We start from the raw sequence: 22,813 nt of genomic DNA on the forward strand, positions 1-22,813 counted from the left end.
GGAACAATTTTAGCGATCAGCAGTGCCTATTTGCGAATGTTCAACACGCCCTAATTGTTAAATAATAATTGAATAATGAAAAAGGCTAAAATAAGTTGTTGACTATGATAGCATTTTTTTGCGCTCATGGTTGACTTAAGCGCTTATTATAAACGCATTTCAATCCCGCGCGCTGCCATGTATTGCTTGGCCTCTTGTACGCTATACTCACCGAAGTGAAAGATGCTGGCTGCGAGTACTGCATCGACGCCGCCTTCAAGTACGCCATCGACTAAGTGCTGTAGATTACCGACACCGCCTGAAGCGATAACCGGAATGTTGACCTGATCGGTAATATGCTTCATTAGCGCTAAATCATAGCCTTTTTTGGTACCATCACCATCCATCGAGGTGACCAATAGCTCGCCTGCGCCAAGCTCTGCCATTTTACGTGCCCAAGCGACGGCATCGATCCCGGTAGGCTTGCGGCCACCATGAGTGAAAATCTCCCAGCGTGGCACTTTTATGCCATTGATGTCGATATCGGCAACGCGCTTGGCATCGATGGCGACGACAATACATTGATTACCAAATTTCTGCGCAGCTTCACCGACGAATTCAGGTGTAAAAACCGCGGCTGAATTAATCGCCACCTTATCAGCGCCAGCATTGAGCAGATTGCGAATATCGCTAATTTTACGTACGCCGCCGCCTACGGTGAGTGGCACAAAGACGCTCTCCGCCATGCGCTCAACCGTATGGTAAGTGGTATCACGCGCATCGCTGGTGGCGGTAATATCTAAAAAGGTAATCTCATCTGCGCCTTGCTCGTTATAGCGCCGCGCCACTTCGACAGGGTCGCCAGCATCGACAATATCGACGAATTGTACGCCTTTGACCACCCGGCCATTATCAACGTCCAAACAAGGAATGATACGCTTTGCTAACATAGGGCCTTTCACCTTATAATCAATGCATTCAAGGCGCTAGTCTACCAAAATCATTGCCATATCAGGCAGGTTTTCGCTAAATTTATCTGCTTTTAGTGACTGTTTACTCAGACCGCGTATAATTACCGGCATTACCTGCCAAATTCGCCTTATTTCTTTATTTTATTCTATTGCCACAAGTGAGATATCATGTCCGTCTATACCCAGTTAACCGATGATCAATTTGCTGCCTTTTGCGCAAGCTTTGGCGTGTCCTTTATCCGCGCTATTCCTATTACCCAAGGCATCAAAAACTCGAACTGGTTTATTCAGACTACCGATGATGCTGAGGGCGATTACTCTTACGTCTTCACCTTGTTTGAAGAGCGCCCGCCAGAAGATATCGAAAAAATGGCGGTCATTCTTAATCAGTTAGACGGTGAGCTGCCCGTTGCTGCCCCTTTAGCTTTGATTGAAGACAGTATGGGTAATAATGAAAATAGTGAAGATAAACGCTATGTCATTCGTTATGAAGATAAGGCCATCACTATCGTGCCGTGTCTGGCAGGCGCGCATCCGCAAGAGACCACGCCGGCGATGTGTCATGAGATCGGCGCGGCGTTAGCGATGCTGCATGAAACCCTGCAAGCGCTACAACCGGCACAAGACTACGGCGTGCCCCTCTATCCGTGGAGCGAGGTGCGCGACCGTGAAATGCAGTTTATGCCTGGCGATGAAGCCAAGCTCATGCGTGATATTTGGCAAGCTTACTCAAATCTACCCCTGACCGACTTACCAAAAGGCTTATGCCATCTTGATATGTTTGCGGATAATACGCTATGGAACTTAGCAAGAGACAATGAGACATTAACGGGGCTGCTTGATTTTACTGAGGTCAGCGTCGAGCATTATGTGATGGATATCGCCATTACCATCAATGACTTTTGTACTACGTGGGGCGACGCTGAGCAAGGCGAAACGGTCAATTTTGATCGCCAAAAAATGAGCGCTTTTTTGCAAGGCTACGAGTCCAAACGCGCGCTGACTGGTGATGAAAAGCAGGCCATGCCGGTAATGCTTGCCAAAGCGGCAGTGATTTTCTGGCTACTGCGCCTTAACGTCATCTACTACAATCGTTCTGAGGGGCGTACCGGCGACAACATCATGGTCAAAAACCCTGACCTGATGAAGCGCCTTGCCGCTTATCATTGGGCGCAGGTCGAAAAAGCGCAAGATTCGGTGTTTGTGCTAGAGCATACCCGCTATGAGGATGATAATAGCGATAATGACATCGAAGATTTTAAACTCATTGGCGTATTTACAAGCTTAGAGCAAGCAAAAGCCGCGATCGCACAATTAACCACGCAGCCAGGCTTTAAAGACTATCCTAACGGCTTTCATATCGATGAATATCCGCTGGATCAAATCAACTGGTCATCAGGGTTTGTGGTTTACTAAGTTGGTTTGTACCTTTTTATCAGCTAATAAAAATATCTTTATGGCAAAGGCAGCGCTATTGTGACATTACTGATGATGATAAAAATGTTGATCGCAAACAAGCGAGGTAAGGCTAAGCCTACGCGCGCAATCAATAAACGCGTGGCTGCAAGCTCTATGTTGCCAAATATTTCACCCCTTCACGCAGTACCTGCTAAGGATAACTCTATGAGCGATCAAGTCGACAACTGGCATAAGCTGGCGCGCTACGATACCAATATGCAAGGCGAGCTGCACGCCAACTTGCTCCGTAACAACGGCATCACCGTGTCTTTACAGCCGCTCAGCGCTATTCCTGGGATGAATTCTGGCGTAGTGCTCTGGGTGGAGGTAAGCGATTTGGCGCAGGCTCAGCGTATCTTAAGCAGTGTTGAGGACGATAGCGACGGCGAGGCGTTACTTAATACTATGAGCGATGCAGAATTAGGAATAGTGACCGATACGGCGATAAATAGTACAAATTCAGATAATCAGGGTGGTAATCGATAAATGTGTCAGCTATTAGGAATGAACTGTAACACCCCAACAGATATTGGCTTTAGCTTTGCAGGATTTCGCAAACGCGGCGGCATGACCGACAGTCATGAAGATGGCTTTGGCATTGCTTTTTTTGAGCGTAGTGAATGCGCGGTGCAAAACGACTCAACCGGTTTGCGCCTGTTTCATGACAACCGTCCGAGTCACTTGTCGCCAGTGGCCGATTTGGTCAATAACTATCCGATCAAGGCCATGAATGTCATTGCGCATATTCGTAAAGCGACGCAAGGGCAGAACTGCCTTGCCAATGCGCATCCCTTCGTGCGTGAGGTGTGGGGCGAGCAGTGGGTATTTGCGCATAATGGTCAGATGAATAAAGCCTTTATCGAGCGCTGTCAGCGGCTACAAGACAATGGTAACGCCGGGCATTGTCAGCCTGTCGGCTCGACCGATTCTGAAATGGCATTTTGTTATTTGATTAACCGTCTCAAAAGTACGTTTAAATCGCGTCCCGATGATAAGACGCTGTTTAACTTTTTGACGACCCAATGCCGTTATCTGTCCGCTAATGGACTATTTAACTGCCTGATATCCAATGGGCGTTGGCAATTGGCTTATGCCGGCAGCTTACTGTTTTATCTCACCCGTCAAGCGCCATTTGGTGAGGCTAAACTAGCGGACGATGACTTGGCCATTAACTTTGGCGATGTCACCACAGATACTGATAAAGTAACAATATTAGTCACCGTACCTTTGACCGAAAATGAAAAATGGCAACAAATTGCGGTTAATGAGTGCCTAATCTTTCAAGATGGCGAGATACTATTTAAAGACAGTCCAAGTCAGCGTAAGTTCCTAACCGTTGAGGAAGGTATCGCCATTGCACGCGCCGTTGGGGCGAGTGTTTAGGGATTATGCTAAATAAACCCCACAACAATGCTTAAACTTCTCACCAGACCCGCAGATACACGGCTGCTTTTGTGTTACGCTCATCGCCACTGTTGGATCTAAAAAGTACCAAGTCTCTTTGTGAGCCTCATCTTTTATTTTTACAAAAGTAGAGCGCTCATGATGCGCCGCTTGCTGAGCATCCGCTATCGTATAAAACGCCTTAAACTCAACTTGCGCGTGACGCTTACCAAGCTTTGGCGTGTGTTGAATAATCTCTAATCCTGCCCAAGGCGTCTGTTTCGCCCAGTCCTCAATCGCTGCAACATCAAGTAAACTCTGCTGGGCAGGCAAGGTAGTGGTAACGATATACTCGGGTAAAACTTTGACAAAGGCGCTATAGCGAGTGCGCATCAGCCGCTCTGCAGTTTCCGCTTTTTTTAGCCCTTTATGATACGGCTGACAGCAGTCGCTATAAGCGATAGCTTGACTCAAAGAGTTTGGGGTGGGCGAGACTTGGCAAGGACATAGGGTCATAATTTACTCTACTATTGTTTCGTTTACTTATTCAGTTTAACGCAAATAATCTTCTAATATTGCAGGCAATATGCCTACTTTTAGTTGGGCCCAAGGCTCAGGTTTACGTAACTGCTGCCAAAACTCAGTTACAGGCGGCGCAAAATAGATAAGTAGCGCAATGAGTACATACAATAATAGATACCACCATTTATCCTTATGCTGATAAAACTTCATCGCCGTGCCTGATGAGCGCTTCATTTTCATATTTGATAAGTTAACGCTATACAGCTCATCGAGCAGCAAATGCACCATCGCCCCAGTGAACAAAAACAGGCCGTAAAACCAGCTGGCGCTCAAGGAAGCTTGTAGCACGTAGTAGCTCAAACATGTCAACCCTAAGCCTAGTATTATCATATAGGGTACGGAGTGAATGACGCCGCGATGCACAGTTAAGTTGGTAAAGATATAGAACACCACATAACGCATGAACGCGTAGCCTGCCAGCCACAAAACCATCAGTGATAATAAGCTTAGCTCACTGCGCCAATGCATAACCAGAGCAAAGGCAAAGACGAACGAGATCAGATTAAACCCAAGCTTAATCGGCGTCGAGTTGTCCGAGTCCAGATCAGGTAGCAGACCGCCGACTGTGCCTAGCATTACGCACATCAAAAATCCAGAATCATCGATCAGTCCCGCTTTATACACAGTTAAGCTTGCTACCCCACTTGCCATAAATGCGACGTTTAAGTGAGTATTAAAATTTGCCATGTTTCTTTTTTATCCGTTATCTCGTTATTCATCATCTCTTGATAAGACGTACAGCCTGTTTGTCTAGCGCCAAAAAAGCGCTCTATGATAGCATAGGCCACTTTGCTATAGGCTCTAAGATAATTACTGCGACGATGCTTACTATGACTACTTCTACTTCGACAAATCACAATTTTGCTAGCGCTCTTACTGAGCGGCAATTAGAGGCCAGCTTTGCCAATATCGATTGGCACGCGCCTTGGCTATATCATTTAAGTCAGCTTGATTATCTTAGTGAAACGATAAGCAGTTTAAGCCGCTCGTCTGACAATCAAGTGAATTCTGATAGGTATATTAACGATAATCAGCAAACAGCTAGTATCGCTAAAGTATTAAACCAAGCGCTAACGCAGCAAGGCGCGGCGGATACACAGTCGCTACCTAGGACTAAACCTAGCGCTGATAATTACCCTCACACTCTTCAGTTTGTACCGCAAGATGCCCTACCAGAGGGCCAAGGCTACGAGCAGTTCATTGGCACCACTGGCAAGATTCCGACGCGCGATAACCTACATGATTTATTTAACGGCAGTATTTGGCTCACCTTTCCCAAGACCAAGGCCATGCTCAATTATCATCACATGCTTGAGATTGCCAAATGTAGTGAAGAGCCAACTGGCAGTAAAAACCGTGGCCGTGTGCGCGATACCATCACCGTGTTTGATGAGAACGGTGCAATTTTAGTGACCTCTGATACTAGCATTGGTGAGGCTTTGATCGACTTTGATTGGCAAAACAGTCTAGTCAAACCAAGAAGATATTGGGATAAAATGGATAGCCCTAGCAAAGACGCTAAAGCTGCGGTTTATATCTTCGGTCACGCGCTGCTTGAGCAGTTGATCTATCCGCGTAAGCCGTTGTGCGCGCATAGCGTGGTCATTCACGTTAGCCAAGATTTCTTTGCCTTATCAAAGCTTGAGCGTATCAGTTATTTGGATGACAAGCTTAGTGAATATATGAATGATTTGCTAGCACAAAGTGGCGTCACTCCGCGTCAGCTTGCGCCTTTGCCGATTTTGGGTGTGCCATATTTTTGGTCCGACAATAGCGAGGTCAGCTTTTATGAGGACGCTTTTGTCTTTCGTAGCGGTCGCCGTAAAAAATAATAAAAATGGATTTGGCTAGCCTCTCATTAATAACTCGCTAACACATTGTTACAGTTACGATTCTGCCACCATATGCCTACGCCTAGACGTTAACAAACGCCTACTTATTTGTTATGGTAAAAGAACGCTGCTACTAACAGCAAAAGGAACGCACACCTATTCTGTTGAGCAAGCGCCTTATTAAACTCAATTAAACTGATGTTATTATTTAAGTAAATCCTGCAGATCTATTTTTCTACTTGCCAACTACAAATGTTGTCATGTATGAAAAAGATAGCTCAGACAGATCCATTAGCCACCGTTATAACAATAATTTCTACCCTGTAGATAAGGAAGCTACCATGAGTGATATTTTTAATGTAAAAGACACCATTTCGGTCGATGGCAAGGAGCATGCCTATTATAGCTTGCCCAAACTTGCCGAGACTTACGACAATATCAATACGCTACCATACTGTATGAAAGTCGTACTAGAGAACCTATTGCGTAACGAAGATGATGGTCAGTCTGTCGGCAAAAACCACATCGAAGCAGTGGCTAACTGGGACGCTGGCGCTGAGGCGTCCAAAGAGATTGCCTTTATGCCAGCACGCGTAGTGCTGCAAGATTTCACCGGCGTGCCATCAGTCGTCGATTTAGCAGCGATGCGCGATGCGGTAGTAGAGCTGGGCGGTCGTGCTGAGCAGATTAACCCATTTATCCCTAGTGAGCTGGTCGTTGATCACTCTGTACAGGTCGATGCTTATGGCCGCGAAGATGCGCTCGATCTCAACGAAAAAATTGAATTTAAACGTAACAACGAGCGTTATGAGTTTCTCCATTGGGGCCGAAATGCCTTTGAGAACTTTGTCGTTGTCCCGCCCGCGACCGGTATTGTGCATCAGGTCAACCTTGAGTATCTTGCGCGCGTAGTTATGGCAGCGGATGTCGATGGCGAGCTGACGGCCTATCCTGACACGGTATTTGGTACCGACAGTCACACGACGATGATTAATGGTATCGGTGTGCTTGGTTGGGGCGTTGGCGGTATCGAAGCTGAAGCGGCGATGCTCGGTCAGCCGTCTTCGATGCTGATTCCGCAAGTGGTTGGCTTTGAGCTGACAGGCAAACTCAGTGAAGGCGTCACCGCGACGGATTTGGTATTGCGTGTGGTCGAGATGCTACGAGCACATGGCGTGGTCGGTAAGTTTGTCGAATTCTACGGTGAAGGCTTGCATCAAATGCCATTAGCGGATCGGGCGACGATTGCCAATATGTCGCCTGAGTATGGTGCGACTTGTGGTATTTTCCCGATTGACCAAATGGCGATTGATTATCTGCGTCTATCAGGCCGTGACGAAGCGCAAATTGAGCTGGTCGAAAAATATGCCAAGGCGCAAGGCTTATGGCATGATGCCGATACACCAGCGGCGACGTATTCGAGCAAGCTAGAGCTCGATCTATCGTCAGTACAACCAGCATTAGCAGGGCCGAACTTGCCGCAGCAGCGTATCAACTTATCTGATATGCACGAAAAATTCGGCGAAACGCTTGAGAAGATGACCAAGGACCGCAAGGCAGAAGTCGAAGGCAAAGTACGCTTTGACCAAGAAGGCGGCGAGCAAGAGCAAGCGGAACACTTGGCAGCTGAACCCAACATCGACGTTGATACCGAAACTGACGATAGCAAAGGCTACCAGCCAGCCAATAACGTGTTCTCAAGCGTTAATATTGACGACAAAGAGCATAAGCTGCGCGATGGTTCCGTGGTTATTGCAGCGATTACCTCTTGTACCAACACCTCAAATCCAGCCGTTATGATTGGTGCTGGATTGGTCGCCAAAAAGGCCGCTGCTAAAGGCCTCAAAGCCAAGCCTTGGGTCAAGACCTCACTGGCACCTGGCTCAAAAGTAGTCACCGATTATCTTGAAAAAACCAAGCTGATGGATGAGCTCGAAAAAACAGGCTTTTATTTAGTCGGTTACGGTTGTACCACGTGTATCGGTAATTCAGGTCCGCTTCCTGATGTGATCGAAAAAGGCATCGAAGAGAACGATTTAGTTGCCTCAGCGGTGCTCTCTGGTAACCGTAACTTTGAAGGTCGTATTCACTCGCATGTTAAGGCCAGTTACCTAGCGTCGCCACCATTGGTTGTCGCTTATGCCTTAGCAGGTACAGTCGATATTGACTTAACCACCCATCCGCTCGGTCAAGATCAAGACGGCAACGATGTGTACTTAAAAGACATTTGGCCAACGTCAGATGAAATCAACGAGCTGATTGCTAATAACATCGATGCCGATATGTTCCGTAAAAACTATGGTGAAGTGTTCGATGGTAGTAAAGAATGGAACGCGATTAGCTCAGCCGATAGCCAGCTATATCCATGGGATGAAGGCTCAACGTATATCAAAAATCCACCGTTCTTTGATGGTATGACCATGGAGCCAGAGGGTATCCCTGATATCGAAGGTGCGCGTATCTTAGGTCTGTTTGGTGACTCAATCACCACCGACCATATCTCACCTGCGGGCAATATTGATCCAAATTCACCAGCAGGTAAGTACCTGCAAGAGCGCGGCGTTATGGAAGCGGACTTCAACAGTTATGGCTCACGCCGTGGTAATGATGCAGTCATGACCCGTGGTACCTTTGCCAATATCCGTATCAAAAACCAAATGATGGGCGGCAAAGAGGGCGGTTATACTTATTACTTCAAAGATGACAAGTCGACGCTACAAGATGGCGAAGAAATGGCTATCTATGATGCAGCGATGAAGTATAAAGAAGATAAGCGTCCACTCGTCGTCCTCGGCGGGGCGGAGTATGGCTCAGGCTCTAGCCGTGACTGGGCAGCGAAGGGTACCATTCTGCTTGGCGTAAAAGCGGTACTTACGACTTCATTTGAGCGTATTCACCGTTCAAACCTAGTTGGTATGGGTGTGCTGCCATTGACCTTTAAAGAAGGTGAAAATGCAGACACTTACAACCTAGACGGCTCAGAGGTTATCAGTATCACAGGACTTAATAATGGCGAGAGCAAAACCGCTCAAGTCACTGCCACTCGTGCAGATGGTTCAACTGAAACCTTTGAGGTCAATGTCGGCCTGCAGACACCAAAAGAGCGCGAATATGTGCGTCATGGCGGCGTACTGCACTATGTGTTGCGTCAGCTCGCAAGTGACAGTAAAAACGCTGCGTAATGGTTGATTAGAGTTTATATAATACAAAGCCCATTCGCAATGATTGGGCTTTTTTGTGTCTGCTTGCTTTTTAATTACGGTGTGATTAGTCGTTTTGTGGTTGGGGAGCTGATTCTGCTTTTCGCTACTATCCGCTGCTAGGATTTGCGAGAATGCAAATTCTCTTGCACTCGGACAAAGCAGTGCTTTGTTATTTCCTCGCTCAGGGCTAGCGGTGATATCGTGTTCTTGCTGAGATTTATCGTGGTTTAAGTAGGTCTATATATCATGGTGCGCATGGCGCACCCTACACCAGACTTATTTCTTCGATATGATTTTCGATATGAAGAGGGATTTGTAGGGTGGGTTAGTCCAAGCGTAACCCGCCTAATTAATAACTATTAACTGGGATAAAACGCCTTTAAATCATTCTCTACGAGAACTCAAAAAGCCCAACTCACATGCTAAGCACCCTTAGCCCTTCTCAGTAAGCAACTTAATCCCCAAACCAATAAACACCGCACCGCTGATCTTATTCAGGATAGTTTCAATCGCTGGGTTTTCGCGTAGCTTTTTGCTAAATCTTGACGCCAGTAGTGCCAAGCATAAGCACCACACTAAACCGGTTACGGCAAAGGTAAGGCCTAAAACCAAAAACGATAGCGTGCTATGCGCGTAGCTTGGATCGATAAACTGCGGAAAAAAGGCCAGGAAAAATAGCGCGACTTTTGGGTTAAAGGTATTGGTCAAGACGCCTTGCTTATATATTTTGCCGTAATCAAGTCGCTTTGCTGGCGCGGCCTTATCATTAGTAGGTAAGCCTTTTGCTATGACAGAGTCTGATTTTTGCGTGAGCATCTTGACCCCTAAGTAGCATAAGTAGATGGCCCCAATATATTTAACAAGGGTAAAGGCTAATGGCGAGTTGGCTAAGATAATCGACAACCCCAGCGCTGCTAATACGGTGTGTACTAGTATTCCGGTGACAATACCTAACACTGAGTATAAACCCGCTTTGTTCCCTTGTGAGACACTGCGTGTGATGATATACATGGTATCAGTGCCTGGGGTAAGGTTTAATAAAATCGCTGCCATGACAAAACCTAGATAGTTCTCGATACCAAACATAGCGATACGCCTTTTATTTTATTATTTGAGCTTATTATTTTTTTGATGAGGTCAGCTATTAACAGCAAAGACAGTGGCACCTGCACTAGAACAATAGCAAATACTGACGCTAAATCCACAGATAAACCCCCTTTTATACGTCTAAAAAGTTATCATCAACACTTTTTATTGCTTTAACTTTTCTTTAACAGTATTTTCCATCTATCCTATCAGACAACCGCCAAGCTGAGTACCTCATGAGTAGACGCGATCTTATTATTTTTATTAGCTTATCCTTTATGTGGTCGTTATCCTTTATATTTTATAGAGTCGGCGTGCCTGAGTTTGGCTCAATGTCGTTTGCCAGCTTGCGCGTCATATTTGCCGGTATCACGATGCTGGTTTTTGTGATGTTCAATCCGTCTCATTTAGCTGCGGTTCGGCAGCACTGGAAACTACTGACGGTAGTGGGCCTAGTCTCTACAGCGATACCATTTGTTTTATTCTCTTATGCCGCTCAAGCCGTGAATGCTGGAGTGCTCGCGGTGCTCAATGCCGCAGTGCCGATGATGAGCGGCTTTATCGCTAGCACCTTTTTCAATGATAAGCTGTCAAAAAAGCAAACGCTTGGCTTATTTATCGGTATAGCTGGGGTGATTATCCTGATGAGCGAGAGCTTATTTGGCGGCGCGGTTACGGACTTAAGCTCAGGGCTATTGCCAATGGGTTATGCGCTATTAGGCTGTGTCGGTTATGCAGTAGGGGCAAACGTCACCAAGAACTATTTGCAAGACACCTCGCCTGTTGCTATCACTATTGGCGCTATGTTGATTGCTAGTGTGGTAATGCTGCCGGTGGCGATTTATGAGTTCCCGTATGGTCAGACTATCAGTCTCAAAGCTTGGGTGTCGGTGGTTTGTATTGGTGTATTCTCAACAGCTATCGCTTTTATCTTTATCAATGAGCTAATCAAGAGTATCGGACCGATGCGGGCGACCAGTATTACGCTCGTGATTCCGATATTTGCCATTATCTTTGGTTATATCTTACTAGGTGAAGCTTTAGATACAGCTGCCATTATCGGATCAGCAGTGATACTTGTTGGCACGTATTTATCACTGAACTTATCTTTGGCCAGCTTTACGAAGTCCTCGCCGCCATTAGATGTAGAGCGAAAATAGCACTATACAAAAAGCTTGACGCACAAAAAAGCTCAATCCTAATAAATTTAGGATTGAGCTTTTCTTTGTTTTAACCAATCAAATTTATGATAAGTCTAGTTTATCGTACATTATCACCATAAGTGACGATAGGACGATCTAAGCGATGGCTAGTAGCCGCGCTTTTTGCACCTGCTATAGCAGCTACGAAAGTTAAGATAGCACTGATTAACCAAAATAGACCACTGTATAGAGCCGCTTTACGAGCTACTTCTTCAGCATTAATAATACAGTTAAGTATAAAAACAAAGCTATCGTGTATAGGAGTGTTAAGCAATGTGAAAGAATCGAGCAAGTGTAAAGTTGTGTTGATACTACGTTAGCTTTATACTCGATTTTCTATGATAAGGTATTGATATACATAGATATATGGATTGGTTATAGCGAATAAACCGCTTTTGGATCAGTTAAGAGATACATCAAACTATATAAAATGAAGACATAAAAAAAGCTCAGTCATCTTTGATGACTGAGCTTTTCGTAGAGTATCTATTAGTCTTATCAGATGCTATACAGCAAAAGCGCTAATAAATGACGCCAAATAGTGGCGTCCCCAGGGGGATTCGAACCCCCGTTACCGCCGTGAAAGGGCGGTGTCCTAGGCCTCTAGACGATGGGGACGCATAGAGTGTCACAGCGGCTATCTTTCAATAGGGCTACAACGGTACTGCACAATATCAGAGCGCTTATTTTATAAAAACAAGCCTTGCCTAGGTGCTGATACTGCCTCTTAACTGTGTTATCTAAAAGCTGTTTTATCTAAAAATAGCTATAGCTTTTGACGATAAAAGTATGGTGGAGCTAAACGGAGTCGAACCGTTGACCCCTTGCATGCCATGCAAGTGCTCTACCAACTGAGCTATAGCCCCTCGTTAAGAGTGAGCGTATTTTAGGTAAGTTATGTCGTGCTGTCAATAACTATTTTTGAAAAATAGCAAATACACTGAAAAAATAGCTAACAGGTGCGCGAGGCGCACCCTACCAAAAAAATAATACTTAAATAAACTACTCACTATCAGCAGCCAAAAAGTCTGGTAGATCCGCCGCTTTTTTCTCAAGCTTTTTGAGTTTCTTTTTACCTAAGCCGCCAAGCACCTCAACCGCGTGGCGCAAGCGGTTTAAGGTCATATCCGCGCCGATGATCCACATCGAGTTCATCACTGGTGTGGAGGAGGAGCTACCAGCGATAGCGATAAAGAAAGGCGCAATAAAGTCGCGCATCTTAATATCGAGCGCAGCAGATAAGCCTTTGATAGTGGCATAAATACTATCTTCTGACCATTCAGGTAATGACTCAAGCTGCCATAGTGTTAATTGGAGAATCTCCATGATTTGCTCAGGCGTGAGATTTTTGTGCTCAAAGTCGTCGCTGGTAATCTCAGGTAGGTTTTGGAAATAAAAACCACCCCAATTGACCGCGTCAGAGAGCAGCTCGATACGCGGCTGAATCGCGGCTGCCATTGCCGTAAGCTTATCGCTGTTATTCGCCCAATCGAGGATTTTGGTTTTTAGCTCTTCAGGCGTGAGCTTACGTAGCCATTCGCTGTTCAGCCAATTGAGCTTTTCGATATCGAAGATAGGGCCGCCCAAAGAGACGCGCTGGATATCGAAGCTGGCTATCATCTCATCAAGCGTGAATTTCTCTTCATCATTCGGCATCGAGTAGCCCATACGGCCTAAGTAGTTGAGCAGCGCCTCTGGCAGCACGCCAGCATCACGATAATAAGTAATAGAGGTTGGGTTCTTGCGCTTAGACAGCTTGGATTTATCCGGGTTACGTAGCAGCGGCATGTGGCAGAGCACTGGCATCTCCCAACCAAAGTACTCATAGAGCAGTTGATGCTTAGGCGCAGAGTTCAGCCATTCCTCGCCGCGCATGACATGACTGATCTGCATCAAATGGTCATCGACGACGTTGGCTAGATGATACGTCGGCAGGCCATCGGTCTTGAGCAGCACTTGCATATCGACTTGCTCCCACGGAATCTCAACGGTACCGCGTAGCATGTCTTCGACCTGACAAACGCCTTCGGTAGGCACACGCATACGGATCACAAACGGCTTACCCGATTCGGCAAGCTTGTCCGACTCTGCGCGCGGCAGGTCAGCATAACGACCGTCATAGCGCGGCGTCTTACCGCGCGCCATTTGCTCAGCTCGCATCGCATCTAGCTCCTCAGGCGTACAAAAGCAGCGAAACGCGTGATCATTATCGAGCAGCTTTTGCGCGTGTTCTTTATAAATATCCGCGCGCTCGCTTTGACGATAAGGCGCATGGGGTCCGCCGACATCAGGACCTTCCGCCCAGTCCAGTCCCACCCAACGTAGCGCATCTAAGATCATCTGCTCGGAGGCCTCAGTGGAGCGCACCTGATCGGTATCTTCGATACGCAGGATAAACTCGCCGCCATGCGCCTTGGCAAAGGCTAAATTAAACAGCGCAATATAAGCGGTGCCAACGTGCGGAAAGCCAGTAGGGGAGGGCGCAATACGAGTACGCACGGGACGAGTGGCACGGTGTGAAGTGTGTGAAGTGGTTTGCATCAGGTCGCCTTACATAGAATGATCAGTTAAAAAAATTGCTTATTGCTTTAGAAATGGAGTGAAGACGGTTATAACTAACCGCAAAAAATAGCGTAAAATAGAGCGCTATTATAACAGACAGCCAAGATATTTTTGGCGAAAAGCCCAGTTGGTGCTTGACTCGCTGTGTATCCTTGCGATAATAACGCTAGCGAGGCATAACTTGTTTATTTTTATCCTGTTTTTTTATAACATTATTGGCCCATAGGGTCGTCATCTATTGAGTTATTTGTGTCATTATCGAAGCCAAAGCCCAGTCCAAAATTAGCTGCCCAAGCAGCAACGCAGTCTGCTACTGCTAATGAATCAGAGTTTAGTCATCAAGCGGTGCTGCTAGAAGAAGCGGTCGCGGCGGTACTTGGTGTCAAATCACTGCCGAAAGCCAGTAGCGACAACAGTCTACAAGCGCGCGGCATCTATGTCGATGCGACTTTTGGGCGCGGTGGTCATAGCCGCCTGCTACTCTCGCAATTGGCTGACGATGCCAAGCTCATTGTTTTTGATAAAGATCCGACAGCGATTGCTGTGGCTAATGAATTGGCAGCTACAGATAACCGCGTAACCGTTGTGCATGATAGCTTTGCCACTTTGACAGATAGCTTAGCTGCGCTTGGTATTAGTCAAGTTGATGGGCTCATGGCAGATCTAGGTATCTCCTCGCCGCAGATAGATGATGGTAGCCGCGGCTTTAGTTTTATGCGTGATGGTGCTGTCGATATGCGTATGGATACCAGCCGTGGTCAGCCGGTTGCTGATTGGCTTGCGCAAGTCGATGATGAGACTTTGGCCAACGTGTTATACGAGTTTGGTGAGGAGCGCCACAGCCGCCGTATTGCGCATGCAATCAAGCAGATGGACAGCTATGAGTCGACGCTTGCGCTGGCGGAGGTCATCAAAGAGGCGCATCCGAACTGGCAACGCGGTAAACATCCGGCGACGCAGAGCTTTCAGGCGATGCGCATCTTTATCAATAATGAGCTTGGCGATGTTGATAGCTTTTTGACGCAGAGCCTTACGGTATTAAAGGCAGGTGGTCAGCTGTCGGTGATCAGCTTTCACTCATTAGAGGATCGCCGCATTAAGCAGTTTTTGCAGCGTCATAGTAAGGGGCAGTATCCTGAGGACGAAAACCTGCCGATGCCGCCTAAGCGTCCGCGTTACTTTAATAAACCTAAGCGTATCGGCCCAAGCAAATCTGAGATCGCTCAAAACCCGCGCTCGCGTAGTGCTTGGCTACGTGCGGCGACTCGTACTGATATCGCTTATGAGCACCAATCTGATTGAGCGTTGAATCACTATAAGGTTTTACGGTGATCAAATAGTTAGTTAAAACTGAAAATCTCTTTATAGTAAAAATACAAAATTGCAAAAACATAAGGTTTTCAGCCATCGTTGCTTAGTATAATGTGGCAACGGATACGTAACCGTTAAAAAGCCGTAAGTAATGGCAGTTAAACTAACCTGCTAGTTACTGTTGAGTTGTACTAAAAAATAGCTGTTCGTTTTTATTTATCTTTAAGTCCACCTTTTTGAGATCGTCATGGCAATATCTGGCAAACCTAAATCTGGCCGCGTAGCAAGCCCAACTCATAGCGATGTGGGCGAGATGTTTGCACAGCGTTTTAGTGTAATAAATATCTATGTAATGGTGCTATTACTGCTTGCGGCGGGTATTGTCTGGAGTGGTATCAAAACAGCTGAGGCAGTGCAACAATACCATCAGGACTATAAAACTTTGCAAGATATGAAAAAACAACAGCGCAAATTGCAAGTGGAGCATCAGCGCTTGCTCATTGAGCAGCAAACCTTTAGTGCCACACCGCAGATTGCCAGCCGCGCAGTTGCAGAACTAGGCATGTACTCGCCGACGCTAAAAGACAAGCTCATTATTCAGCCGGGTGCTCCAGTGATAGCGGGCGACTCTTTTGCTCGCGCTGATACTGATAATAGTAGTACTGATGTTGCCAATACTGATCTTAGCCCAGAAGGCCCGTCCGCTGCAGACTCTAGAGGGGACGGACAATGAGTAGCAAAAAGCCATCAACCGATAAAAAATCAGCTAGCGGTAAAGTAATAAAACCACTGCGCCCGGCCAATAAAGCAAAAGCGCAGCAAAAAGCTAAAGGTAACGCTCCTAGTGCGGGTAAAAAAATATTCTCCCGTAAGAAAAAGAGCGACGCGCAAGGCGCTTACACCAGCGTAAAGAACCGTAAATCGAAACGCACCATTATGAGTAAGGCCTCAGGTGCGTCTTCGCGCGGCGGCTTTGAATATGACAAAAACCGCTTTCGGATGGTATGGGCCATCGCCCTAACGGTGTTGGTGCTATTGATAGGCCGTGCCTATTATATTCAAGTTGCCAACGCCCAGTTTTATCAAGATAAAGGTAATGAGCTAATCACCAGCGAGCGCACACAAAAATCCTATCGCGGCATGATTACCGACCGCAATAATTTACCTTTAGCGGTCAGTGCACCACTTGCGACTGTCTCCTTTAGTCCGCACGACTATGCGCGCGAGTACTATGAGCTCAACCGAGTCATCATTGAAAACCCCAGTCAACCAGTACTACGAGCGCGGATGCAAAAGCGCTTGGATAATATGGATCTGACGGTATTGGCAGCCGCGGCTAATATTCCGGTAGCTGAGCTTGAAAAGGCCGCCGCTATCGATAAGAGCGTCGATGTCACCGATGATGAGGCGGTTAAAGCGGCTCTGCCTTCAGGCCCAGGTTCACACTACCTGCCATTACTCAATAAAGTCACTCCAGAGATCGCTCAAAGCGTCAGCTCACTTGACTTCCCAGGCGTCTATGAGAAAAACTTCTTTCAGCGCTATTATCCTCAGCCGCAGCCTAATGCGCAGCTACTTGGCTTTATGGGTCAAAACGCCAATGATGTTGATGGCGGCTACGAGGGCCGCGCGGGTATCGAGCGTCAATACGAGCAAGCGCTAGCGGGTGAGGATGGTAAAGTCTTAGTGCTAAAAGATGCCAAGCAAAATAGTCTCAAAGAGATTAAGCAATTAAAGCCAGAAGTCGCAGGCAAAGATGTGGCTTTGACTATTGATTCGCGCTTGCAGTACCTGCTTTATAAAGAATTAGAGAAAGCCGGACGCTTACAGCAGGCGCGTTGGTCGACGGGTATGATAGTAGACGTGCAAAACGGTGAGGTATTAGCCTTGTCGACTTGGCCTTCTTTTAACTCCAATAATCTCAATGAGATGACCGGTGAAAACCAGCGCAATCGGGCGCTACTAGATACCTTTGAGCCAGGCTCAGTGATGAAACCTTTCACAGTGGCAGCGGCGCTTGATTCAAAAAAATACACCGCCAACTCAATGATTGATACCAATCCAGGCTCAATACGCGTTCGCGGCTATACGATTCGTGATCATAACAACTTAGGGGTGATTAACCTTGCCACTTTATTACAAAAATCAAGTAACGTTGCGTCAACGAAAATCGCCTTAGCACTGCCGCCTGATGGTATCACTAGTATGCAAAAGAAATTTGGTTTTGGCGCTAAGACCCCGCTACAGTTCCCAGGCGAGGGTAGTGGTAATGTCACTACACCTAAAGAAAAAGAAACCGCGCGCCGTGCTACGGTCAGTTATGGCTATGGTATGGAAGCGACACTTGCGCAAGTCGCGCAAGCTTATGCGGCACTAGCGGCAGGCGGGGTCATGCATCCTTTAACCTTGACTAAGACCGACAAACCGCTGCCTAGTAAGCGCATCATGGAGCATGATCAGGCGATGGCCATCGTCGAGATGCTTGAGTCAGTAACGCTGCCCGGTGGTACCGCAAAAGCGGCGAACATCGATGGCTACCGCGTCGCTGGCAAGACCGGCACCTCGCGCCGTATCAACCCAGATGGCGGCTACTACACCGATCAGTATCGTAATATCTTCGCCGGTATGGCGCCTGCGTCCAACCCAAGGCTAGTCGGCGTTATCTTATTAGAAGATCCGCGCGGGCTGCATTATGCTGGACTAACTGCCGCTCCCGTCTTTCATAACGTAATGAAAGAGGCGCTACGCCTGTATAATGTGCCACTTGATAAGCCACTACAAACGCAAGAGCAGTAGCAAGCGTGAGGCTAAGCATTCACTTTATTTTATTTTAAAGCTCTAGGATTTTTCATGACCGACGCTTATCAAGTTAACAGTGATCAAAGCAGTACTGACCAGAACAATAGTGATCAAAGCAATAATGACCAAAGCAGTACCGTGACCTTGCAGCAGCTACTAGAAAACAGAGACGTCAGCAGTACTTTGGCACGTGAGCGTCTAGCACAACAATTAGCGGCCATTACTGATTTGAATGCTGTGCTGGATATTGCTTTTGCGCAATTGCGTTTAGATAGTCGGCAAGTGAGCGAAAACGATGCTTTTATCCTTTTAAAGAGCCAAACACCAAACTGTCAGCAGAGCCGTCGTTATTTGCAACAAGCAGCAAAGAGCGCGGCTTTTATCTTATCTGAGCTAGATCCCGAAGCCCTGCTTAGCGAAGCTAACGCGCCAGCCGATGCTAATATTCAGCTGAATGATAATAAATTAGCGGCTGAGCAGCCACTATCGAATCTGCCTTGTCCTGTAGTTTATGTACCTAATATCCGCGATTTTCTTGGTGACTTAGTGCAGCTGCGGCTGCAATATGCGCAGCCGGTAGTCTTGCCAACAGTCGCTGCGGTCACTGGTACCAATGGCAAGACCACGATCAGCCAACTGGTCGCCCAGCTTACGCAGTTAGCGGGCATGAGTAGCGCGGTGATGGGCACAGCAGGTAATGGTAAATTAGAGGCGTTGGTACAAGCCAGCCATACCACTGGCGATGCGCTAGCGGTGCAGCAGTTTTTGCAGAATATGGGCGCGCAGCAAGTCGAGCGCTTAGCGCTAGAGGCCAGCTCGCACGGTCTTGACCAGCAGCGTCTGCAAGGCGTGCCGATTAAAGTTGCTATTTATACCAATCTGTCGCGTGATCATTTAGATTATCATGCCGATATGGATGAGTATGTGGCGGCCAAAGCGAAGCTTTTTGATAAACAGCATTTCCCTAGTCTGACTCATGCCATTATCAATATCGATGATGAGCATACGCAAACTATGCTCGATACCGCGCAAGCGAGTGGGCTTAAAGTTTGGACTTATAGTCTAGACCCATCTATGAATGCCACCTTTAGCGCCGCTAGTATTGAGCCAAGCTTGCAAGGCGTGACGATAGCTATGCAGAGCGAATTTGGTAATATTGAGATGGTCAGTCCACTATTAGGGCGCTTCAATGTTGCCAATCTATTGGCGGCTATTGCAGCGGCGGTGGCGCTCGGGGTAGATATTGAGCGCATCAGCGATTTGGTGCCTAAGCTGCACGGCGCTGTCGGACGCATGCAGCGCGTGGCTTCAAATAATGGCTGCTTTATCGTCGATTATGCACATACGCCGGACGCGCTCAGTCAAGTATTGACAAGCCTTAAAGCGCACTGTGAAGGTCAGCTTTGGGCAGTGTTTGGCTGCGGCGGCGATCGTGATGCTGGCAAGCGCCCTATTATGGCGCAAGCGGGGCTAGCTGGCGCTGATCGGGTCATATTGACCGCCGATAATCCGCGTAGCGAAGACCCCAATATCATCTTACAAGATATGCAAGCTGGCATGACGGACGAGCAATATGAGCGCACCTATATCGAGCCTGCGCGGCAAAAGGCGATAGAGCACGCCGTCAAAAATGCAGCGGCCAATGATATCGTCGTGATCGCCGGCAAAGGCCATGAGACTTATCAGGAAATCAAAGGCGTGCGTTATGACTTCGATGACAGTGTTATCTTGCAGCAAGCACTCAAACAAGCAAAGCGTGCCTAGTCTAAATCATCTAGAGCACAAGCTTTCTTGAAACATAAACACAGACCATGAGCTACTAAGTCTCAGTCAAACATCTATAAAAAGTAGTCGTTCATTATTAATATACAAGGTATTCACTATGACAGCTGACCACCATAATACTATTCAGTCGCAAGGACTGTATGTCTGGCAAGCAGATAACTTGCTGGCAGCGACAGCAGCGCTTAGTGGACATTGGCAACCAGCGCAGGAGAGCCAAGACAGTACCGAGCTGGAGGTGACGAGCAATCGTATCACTACAGATACGCGTACCATCCAAGCAGGGGATATATTCTTAGCTTTAAGTGGTGATAATTTTGATGGACATGATTATATTAACGTTGCGGCCTCTAAAGGCGCTATCGCTGCTATCGTCTCACGTCCTATCTCAACAAGCATTGCGCAGTTAGTCGTTGATGACACCCGTCTGGCTTTGGGTCAGCTCGCTGCGTATCGTCGTCAGCAGCATCCCAATCTAACCGTTATTGCCATTACCGGCTCCAGTGGTAAGACGACCTGTAAAGAGATGCTCGGTAGTATCTTTGGTCGCCTAGCGCCCACATTGATCACCCGTGGTAATCTCAATAATGATTTAGGCGTACCCATGATGCTGCTTGAGCTGTCTGATCATCATCGTTACGCCGTATTAGAATTGGGCGCCAATCATATCGGCGAGATCGCTTATACCACTGAGATTGTCCGTCCTGATGTGGCCTGTATTCTCAATATCGGTACGGCGCATTTAGGCGAGTTTGGTAGCCGTGAAGGTATCTGCCAAACCAAATCTGAGATTTACCACACCTTGACAGATAACCAGTTTGCGATTGTGCCGGACAAAGATGACTTCACCAATCAGCTGCGCCGTACTGCTGAAAAAAACACCGCAAAAGTAATCGGTTTTGGCAATACCGACGTCAGTGCGAGCCACTTAGACGTTGAGCCTGAACGCAGCGAGTTTAAATTACATATCGGCACGCAGGTAAAAGATATCTGTCTGCCGCTCGCCGGTGAGCATAATGTCAATAACGCGCTAGCGGCAGCGGCTTGCGCTTATGCGTTAGCGATCGATGTTGAAGATATTGTCATCGGTTTAGAAAACGCCCGTCCAGCCAAAGGCCGTCTTAACAGTCAAATACTAGGCAATCATCGCTTGATTGATGATACTTATAATGCCAATCCGCACGCCGTACGCGCCGCTGCCAAAGTCTTAGCGGCGCAAACCGGTACGCAAGTTATGGTACTTGGCGACATCGGTGAGCTGGGCGACGCTGCAGTTAGCGAGCATCAAAGCTTAGGCCGTACTATTGCTGCTATCGGTATTAATGTACTGCTTTGCGTTGGGGAGTACGCTCGGTACACGGTGGCCGGAGCCGAAGAGATCGGCGGTATTACCGCGCATGATTTTGAGGATAAAGACAGCTTATTACAGTATCTCCAGCAGTATCTACAAGCGCAGCAAGCACATCCTTGCACTGTGTTATTCAAAGGGTCTCGTTTTATGGAAATGGAAACTCTCATCAATGCGCTAATCGAGGAGTAAGCGGTGTTAGTTTGGTTTTTTGAATGGCTTAGCCAGTATTATTCGCCGTTTTCTGCGGTATCCTCTTTGACGCTGCGCGCACTATTAGCGGTCATTACCGCTTTAGGGTTTAGTCTGCTCTTAGGCCGGCGGGTGATTCGTCATCTGCGTACTCTTCGCTATGGACAGGCCATTCGTGATGATGGTCCGCAGTCGCATTTGGCCAAGACAGGTACGCCAACGATGGGCGGGGTGCTTATCCTCACCTCTATTGGCGTGGCGAGTCTGTTGTGGGCGCGCTTAGATAACCCTTACGTTTGGATTTTGCTTGTGGTGATGGTTATCTTTGGCGCGGTCGGTTGGGCTGACGACTGGTTGAAGATTAAATACAAAGATCCTAAAGGGCTGATTGCGCGTAAGAAGTACTTTTGGCTATCAGTCGGTGCTATCTTTGTCGGGGTCTCTTTATACTATATTGCGACCCTGCAGCCTGATGCTGTTACGACGCGAATGATGCAGGATCTGCTGCTGCCAGTATTTAAGGACTGGTACATTCCGTTTTCTGCAGTGCCATTTGGCATTGCCTTTATTATCTTTACTTACTTTGTGATTAACGGTGCTTCTAACGCGGTTAACTTAACCGACGGTTTAGATGGTCTGGCGATACTGCCAGTAGTGTTGGTCGCTGCAGGCCTTGGCGCGATGGCTTATGTCTCAGGTGATGTGCGCTTCTCAGAGTACTTACACGTGCCTTATATACCTTATAATTCAGAGGTCATTATCGTCTGCGGGGCGATGGTCGGCGCAGGACTCGGGTTTTTGTGGTTCAACGCTCATCCCGCGCAAGTGTTTATGGGTGATGTTGGCGCGTTAGCACTGGGCGCGATGCTCGGTACGATCGCGGTGATGACCCGCCAAGAGATTGCCTTTGCCATTATGGGCGGCTTATTTGTCGCCGAAGCGATATCGGTGATATTGCAAGTTGGCTCTTATAAGCTACGCAAAAAACGCATCTTTCGTATGGCACCGCTGCATCATCATTTCGAAGAGATCGGCTGGAAAGAGACACAGGTAGTAGCCAGATTTTGGATTATTGCTATTGTGCTCGTGGTGCTAGGGTTGATGACGTTAAAACTGCGTTAAA

Annotated in this window: 17 protein-coding genes and 2 tRNA genes; 12 read left to right on the top strand and 7 right to left on the bottom strand. The window is 47.2% G+C overall.

Annotated features, from left to right (window positions below):
• Nucleotides 1-146 precede the first annotated feature (146 nt).
• Nucleotides 147-929: an imidazole glycerol phosphate synthase subunit HisF gene (gene hisF, locus I3248_RS01350; RefSeq protein ID WP_238062265.1), complete on the bottom strand. Its 783-nt coding sequence runs from the start codon at nt 927-929 to the stop codon at nt 147-149.
• 189 nt (nt 930-1,118) lie between these two features.
• On the opposite strand from hisF, the gene I3248_RS01355 reads away from it, so the two are divergent.
• The 3 genes from I3248_RS01355 to I3248_RS01365 all read left to right on the top strand — a co-directional run bounded on the left by I3248_RS01355 (nt 1,119) and on the right by I3248_RS01365 (nt 3,791).
• Nucleotides 1,119-2,366 carry a homoserine kinase gene (locus I3248_RS01355; RefSeq protein ID WP_238062266.1) on the top strand — a complete coding sequence of 416 codons (1,248 nt, stop codon included), beginning with the start codon at nt 1,119-1,121 and terminating at the stop codon, nt 2,364-2,366.
• Between the two features lie 207 nt (nt 2,367-2,573).
• Nucleotides 2,574-2,894, top strand: coding sequence for a hypothetical protein (locus I3248_RS01360; protein ID WP_025646783.1), 321 nt, complete (start codon nt 2,574-2,576; stop codon nt 2,892-2,894).
• Nucleotides 2,895-3,791, top strand: coding sequence for a class II glutamine amidotransferase (locus I3248_RS01365; RefSeq protein WP_238062267.1), 897 nt, complete (start codon nt 2,895-2,897; stop codon nt 3,789-3,791).
• Between the two features lie 3 nt (nt 3,792-3,794).
• Here I3248_RS01365 and I3248_RS01370 read toward each other — a convergent pair whose 3' ends face one another.
• Nucleotides 3,795-4,307 (bottom strand): YchJ family protein, encoded by a 513-nt coding sequence (locus I3248_RS01370; protein WP_238062268.1) that lies wholly within the window; start codon nt 4,305-4,307, stop codon nt 3,795-3,797.
• 36 nt (nt 4,308-4,343) lie between these two features.
• Nucleotides 4,344-5,060 carry a metal-dependent hydrolase gene (locus tag I3248_RS01375; protein ID WP_238062269.1) on the bottom strand — a complete coding sequence of 239 codons (717 nt, stop codon included), beginning with the start codon at nt 5,058-5,060 and terminating at the stop codon, nt 4,344-4,346.
• Between the two features lie 143 nt (nt 5,061-5,203).
• Here I3248_RS01375 and I3248_RS01380 point away from each other — a divergent pair, with 143 nt between their 5' ends.
• Together I3248_RS01380 and acnA are read left to right on the top strand one after the other, a co-directional pair.
• Nucleotides 5,204-6,205: a DUF3025 domain-containing protein gene (locus tag I3248_RS01380; protein WP_238062270.1), complete on the top strand. Its 1,002-nt coding sequence runs from the start codon at nt 5,204-5,206 to the stop codon at nt 6,203-6,205.
• Nucleotides 6,206-6,546: 341 nt separating this feature from the next.
• Nucleotides 6,547-9,387: an aconitate hydratase AcnA gene (gene acnA, locus I3248_RS01385; protein ID WP_238062271.1), complete on the top strand. Its 2,841-nt coding sequence runs from the start codon at nt 6,547-6,549 to the stop codon at nt 9,385-9,387.
• A 453-nt stretch (nt 9,388-9,840) separates the two neighbouring features.
• On the opposite strand, the gene I3248_RS01390 is transcribed toward acnA, so the two are convergent.
• Nucleotides 9,841-10,494: a LysE family translocator gene (locus I3248_RS01390; protein WP_238062272.1), complete on the bottom strand. Its 654-nt coding sequence runs from the start codon at nt 10,492-10,494 to the stop codon at nt 9,841-9,843.
• A 236-nt stretch (nt 10,495-10,730) separates the two neighbouring features.
• Between I3248_RS01390 and I3248_RS01395 the strand changes: the two genes are divergently transcribed.
• Nucleotides 10,731-11,654 carry a DMT family transporter gene (locus I3248_RS01395; protein WP_238062273.1) on the top strand — a complete coding sequence of 308 codons (924 nt, stop codon included), beginning with the start codon at nt 10,731-10,733 and terminating at the stop codon, nt 11,652-11,654.
• Nucleotides 11,655-12,238: 584 nt separating this feature from the next.
• Here the strand turns inward: I3248_RS01395 and I3248_RS01400 are convergent.
• The 3 genes from I3248_RS01400 to gltX all read right to left on the bottom strand — a co-directional run bounded on the left by I3248_RS01400 (nt 12,239) and on the right by gltX (nt 14,240).
• Nucleotides 12,239-12,314: transfer RNA gene (locus I3248_RS01400), tRNA-Glu, on the bottom strand.
• 172 nt (nt 12,315-12,486) lie between these two features.
• Nucleotides 12,487-12,562, bottom strand: a tRNA-Ala gene (locus tag I3248_RS01405).
• Nucleotides 12,563-12,698: 136 nt separating this feature from the next.
• Nucleotides 12,699-14,240 carry a glutamate--tRNA ligase gene (gltX, locus tag I3248_RS01410; protein WP_238062348.1) on the bottom strand — a complete coding sequence of 514 codons (1,542 nt, stop codon included), beginning with the start codon at nt 14,238-14,240 and terminating at the stop codon, nt 12,699-12,701.
• Nucleotides 14,241-14,507: 267 nt separating this feature from the next.
• Between gltX and rsmH the strand changes: the two genes are divergently transcribed.
• The 6 genes from rsmH to mraY all read left to right on the top strand — a co-directional run bounded on the left by rsmH (nt 14,508) and on the right by mraY (nt 22,812).
• Complete coding sequence (gene rsmH / locus I3248_RS01415) at nt 14,508-15,560, top strand: 16S rRNA (cytosine(1402)-N(4))-methyltransferase RsmH (RefSeq protein WP_346268415.1); 1,053 nt, start codon at nt 14,508-14,510, stop codon at nt 15,558-15,560.
• A gap of 256 nt (nt 15,561-15,816) precedes the next feature.
• Entirely contained in the window at nt 15,817-16,302 is a 486-nt protein-coding gene (locus I3248_RS01420) for a cell division protein FtsL (protein WP_238062274.1), read from the top strand.
• Entirely contained in the window at nt 16,299-18,365 is a 2,067-nt protein-coding gene (locus tag I3248_RS01425) for a penicillin-binding protein 2 (RefSeq protein ID WP_238062275.1), read from the top strand. The genes I3248_RS01420 and I3248_RS01425 overlap by 4 nt, the downstream gene beginning before the upstream one ends.
• A 54-nt stretch (nt 18,366-18,419) precedes the next feature.
• A complete protein-coding gene (locus tag I3248_RS01430) occupies nt 18,420-20,132 on the top strand; it encodes a UDP-N-acetylmuramoyl-L-alanyl-D-glutamate--2,6-diaminopimelate ligase (RefSeq protein ID WP_238062276.1) in 1,713 nt (570 codons plus the stop codon).
• A 118-nt stretch (nt 20,133-20,250) separates the two neighbouring features.
• Complete coding sequence (murF, locus tag I3248_RS01435) at nt 20,251-21,690, top strand: UDP-N-acetylmuramoyl-tripeptide--D-alanyl-D-alanine ligase (protein ID WP_201559043.1); 1,440 nt, start codon at nt 20,251-20,253, stop codon at nt 21,688-21,690.
• Between the two features lie 3 nt (nt 21,691-21,693).
• Entirely contained in the window at nt 21,694-22,812 is a 1,119-nt protein-coding gene (gene mraY, locus I3248_RS01440; protein ID WP_238062277.1) for a phospho-N-acetylmuramoyl-pentapeptide-transferase, read from the top strand.
• Nucleotide 22,813 lies beyond the last annotated feature (1 nt).

It is taken from the genome of Psychrobacter sp. Ps3, assembly GCF_022129275.1.
Lineage (GTDB): Bacteria > Pseudomonadota > Gammaproteobacteria > Pseudomonadales > Moraxellaceae > Psychrobacter > Psychrobacter submarinus.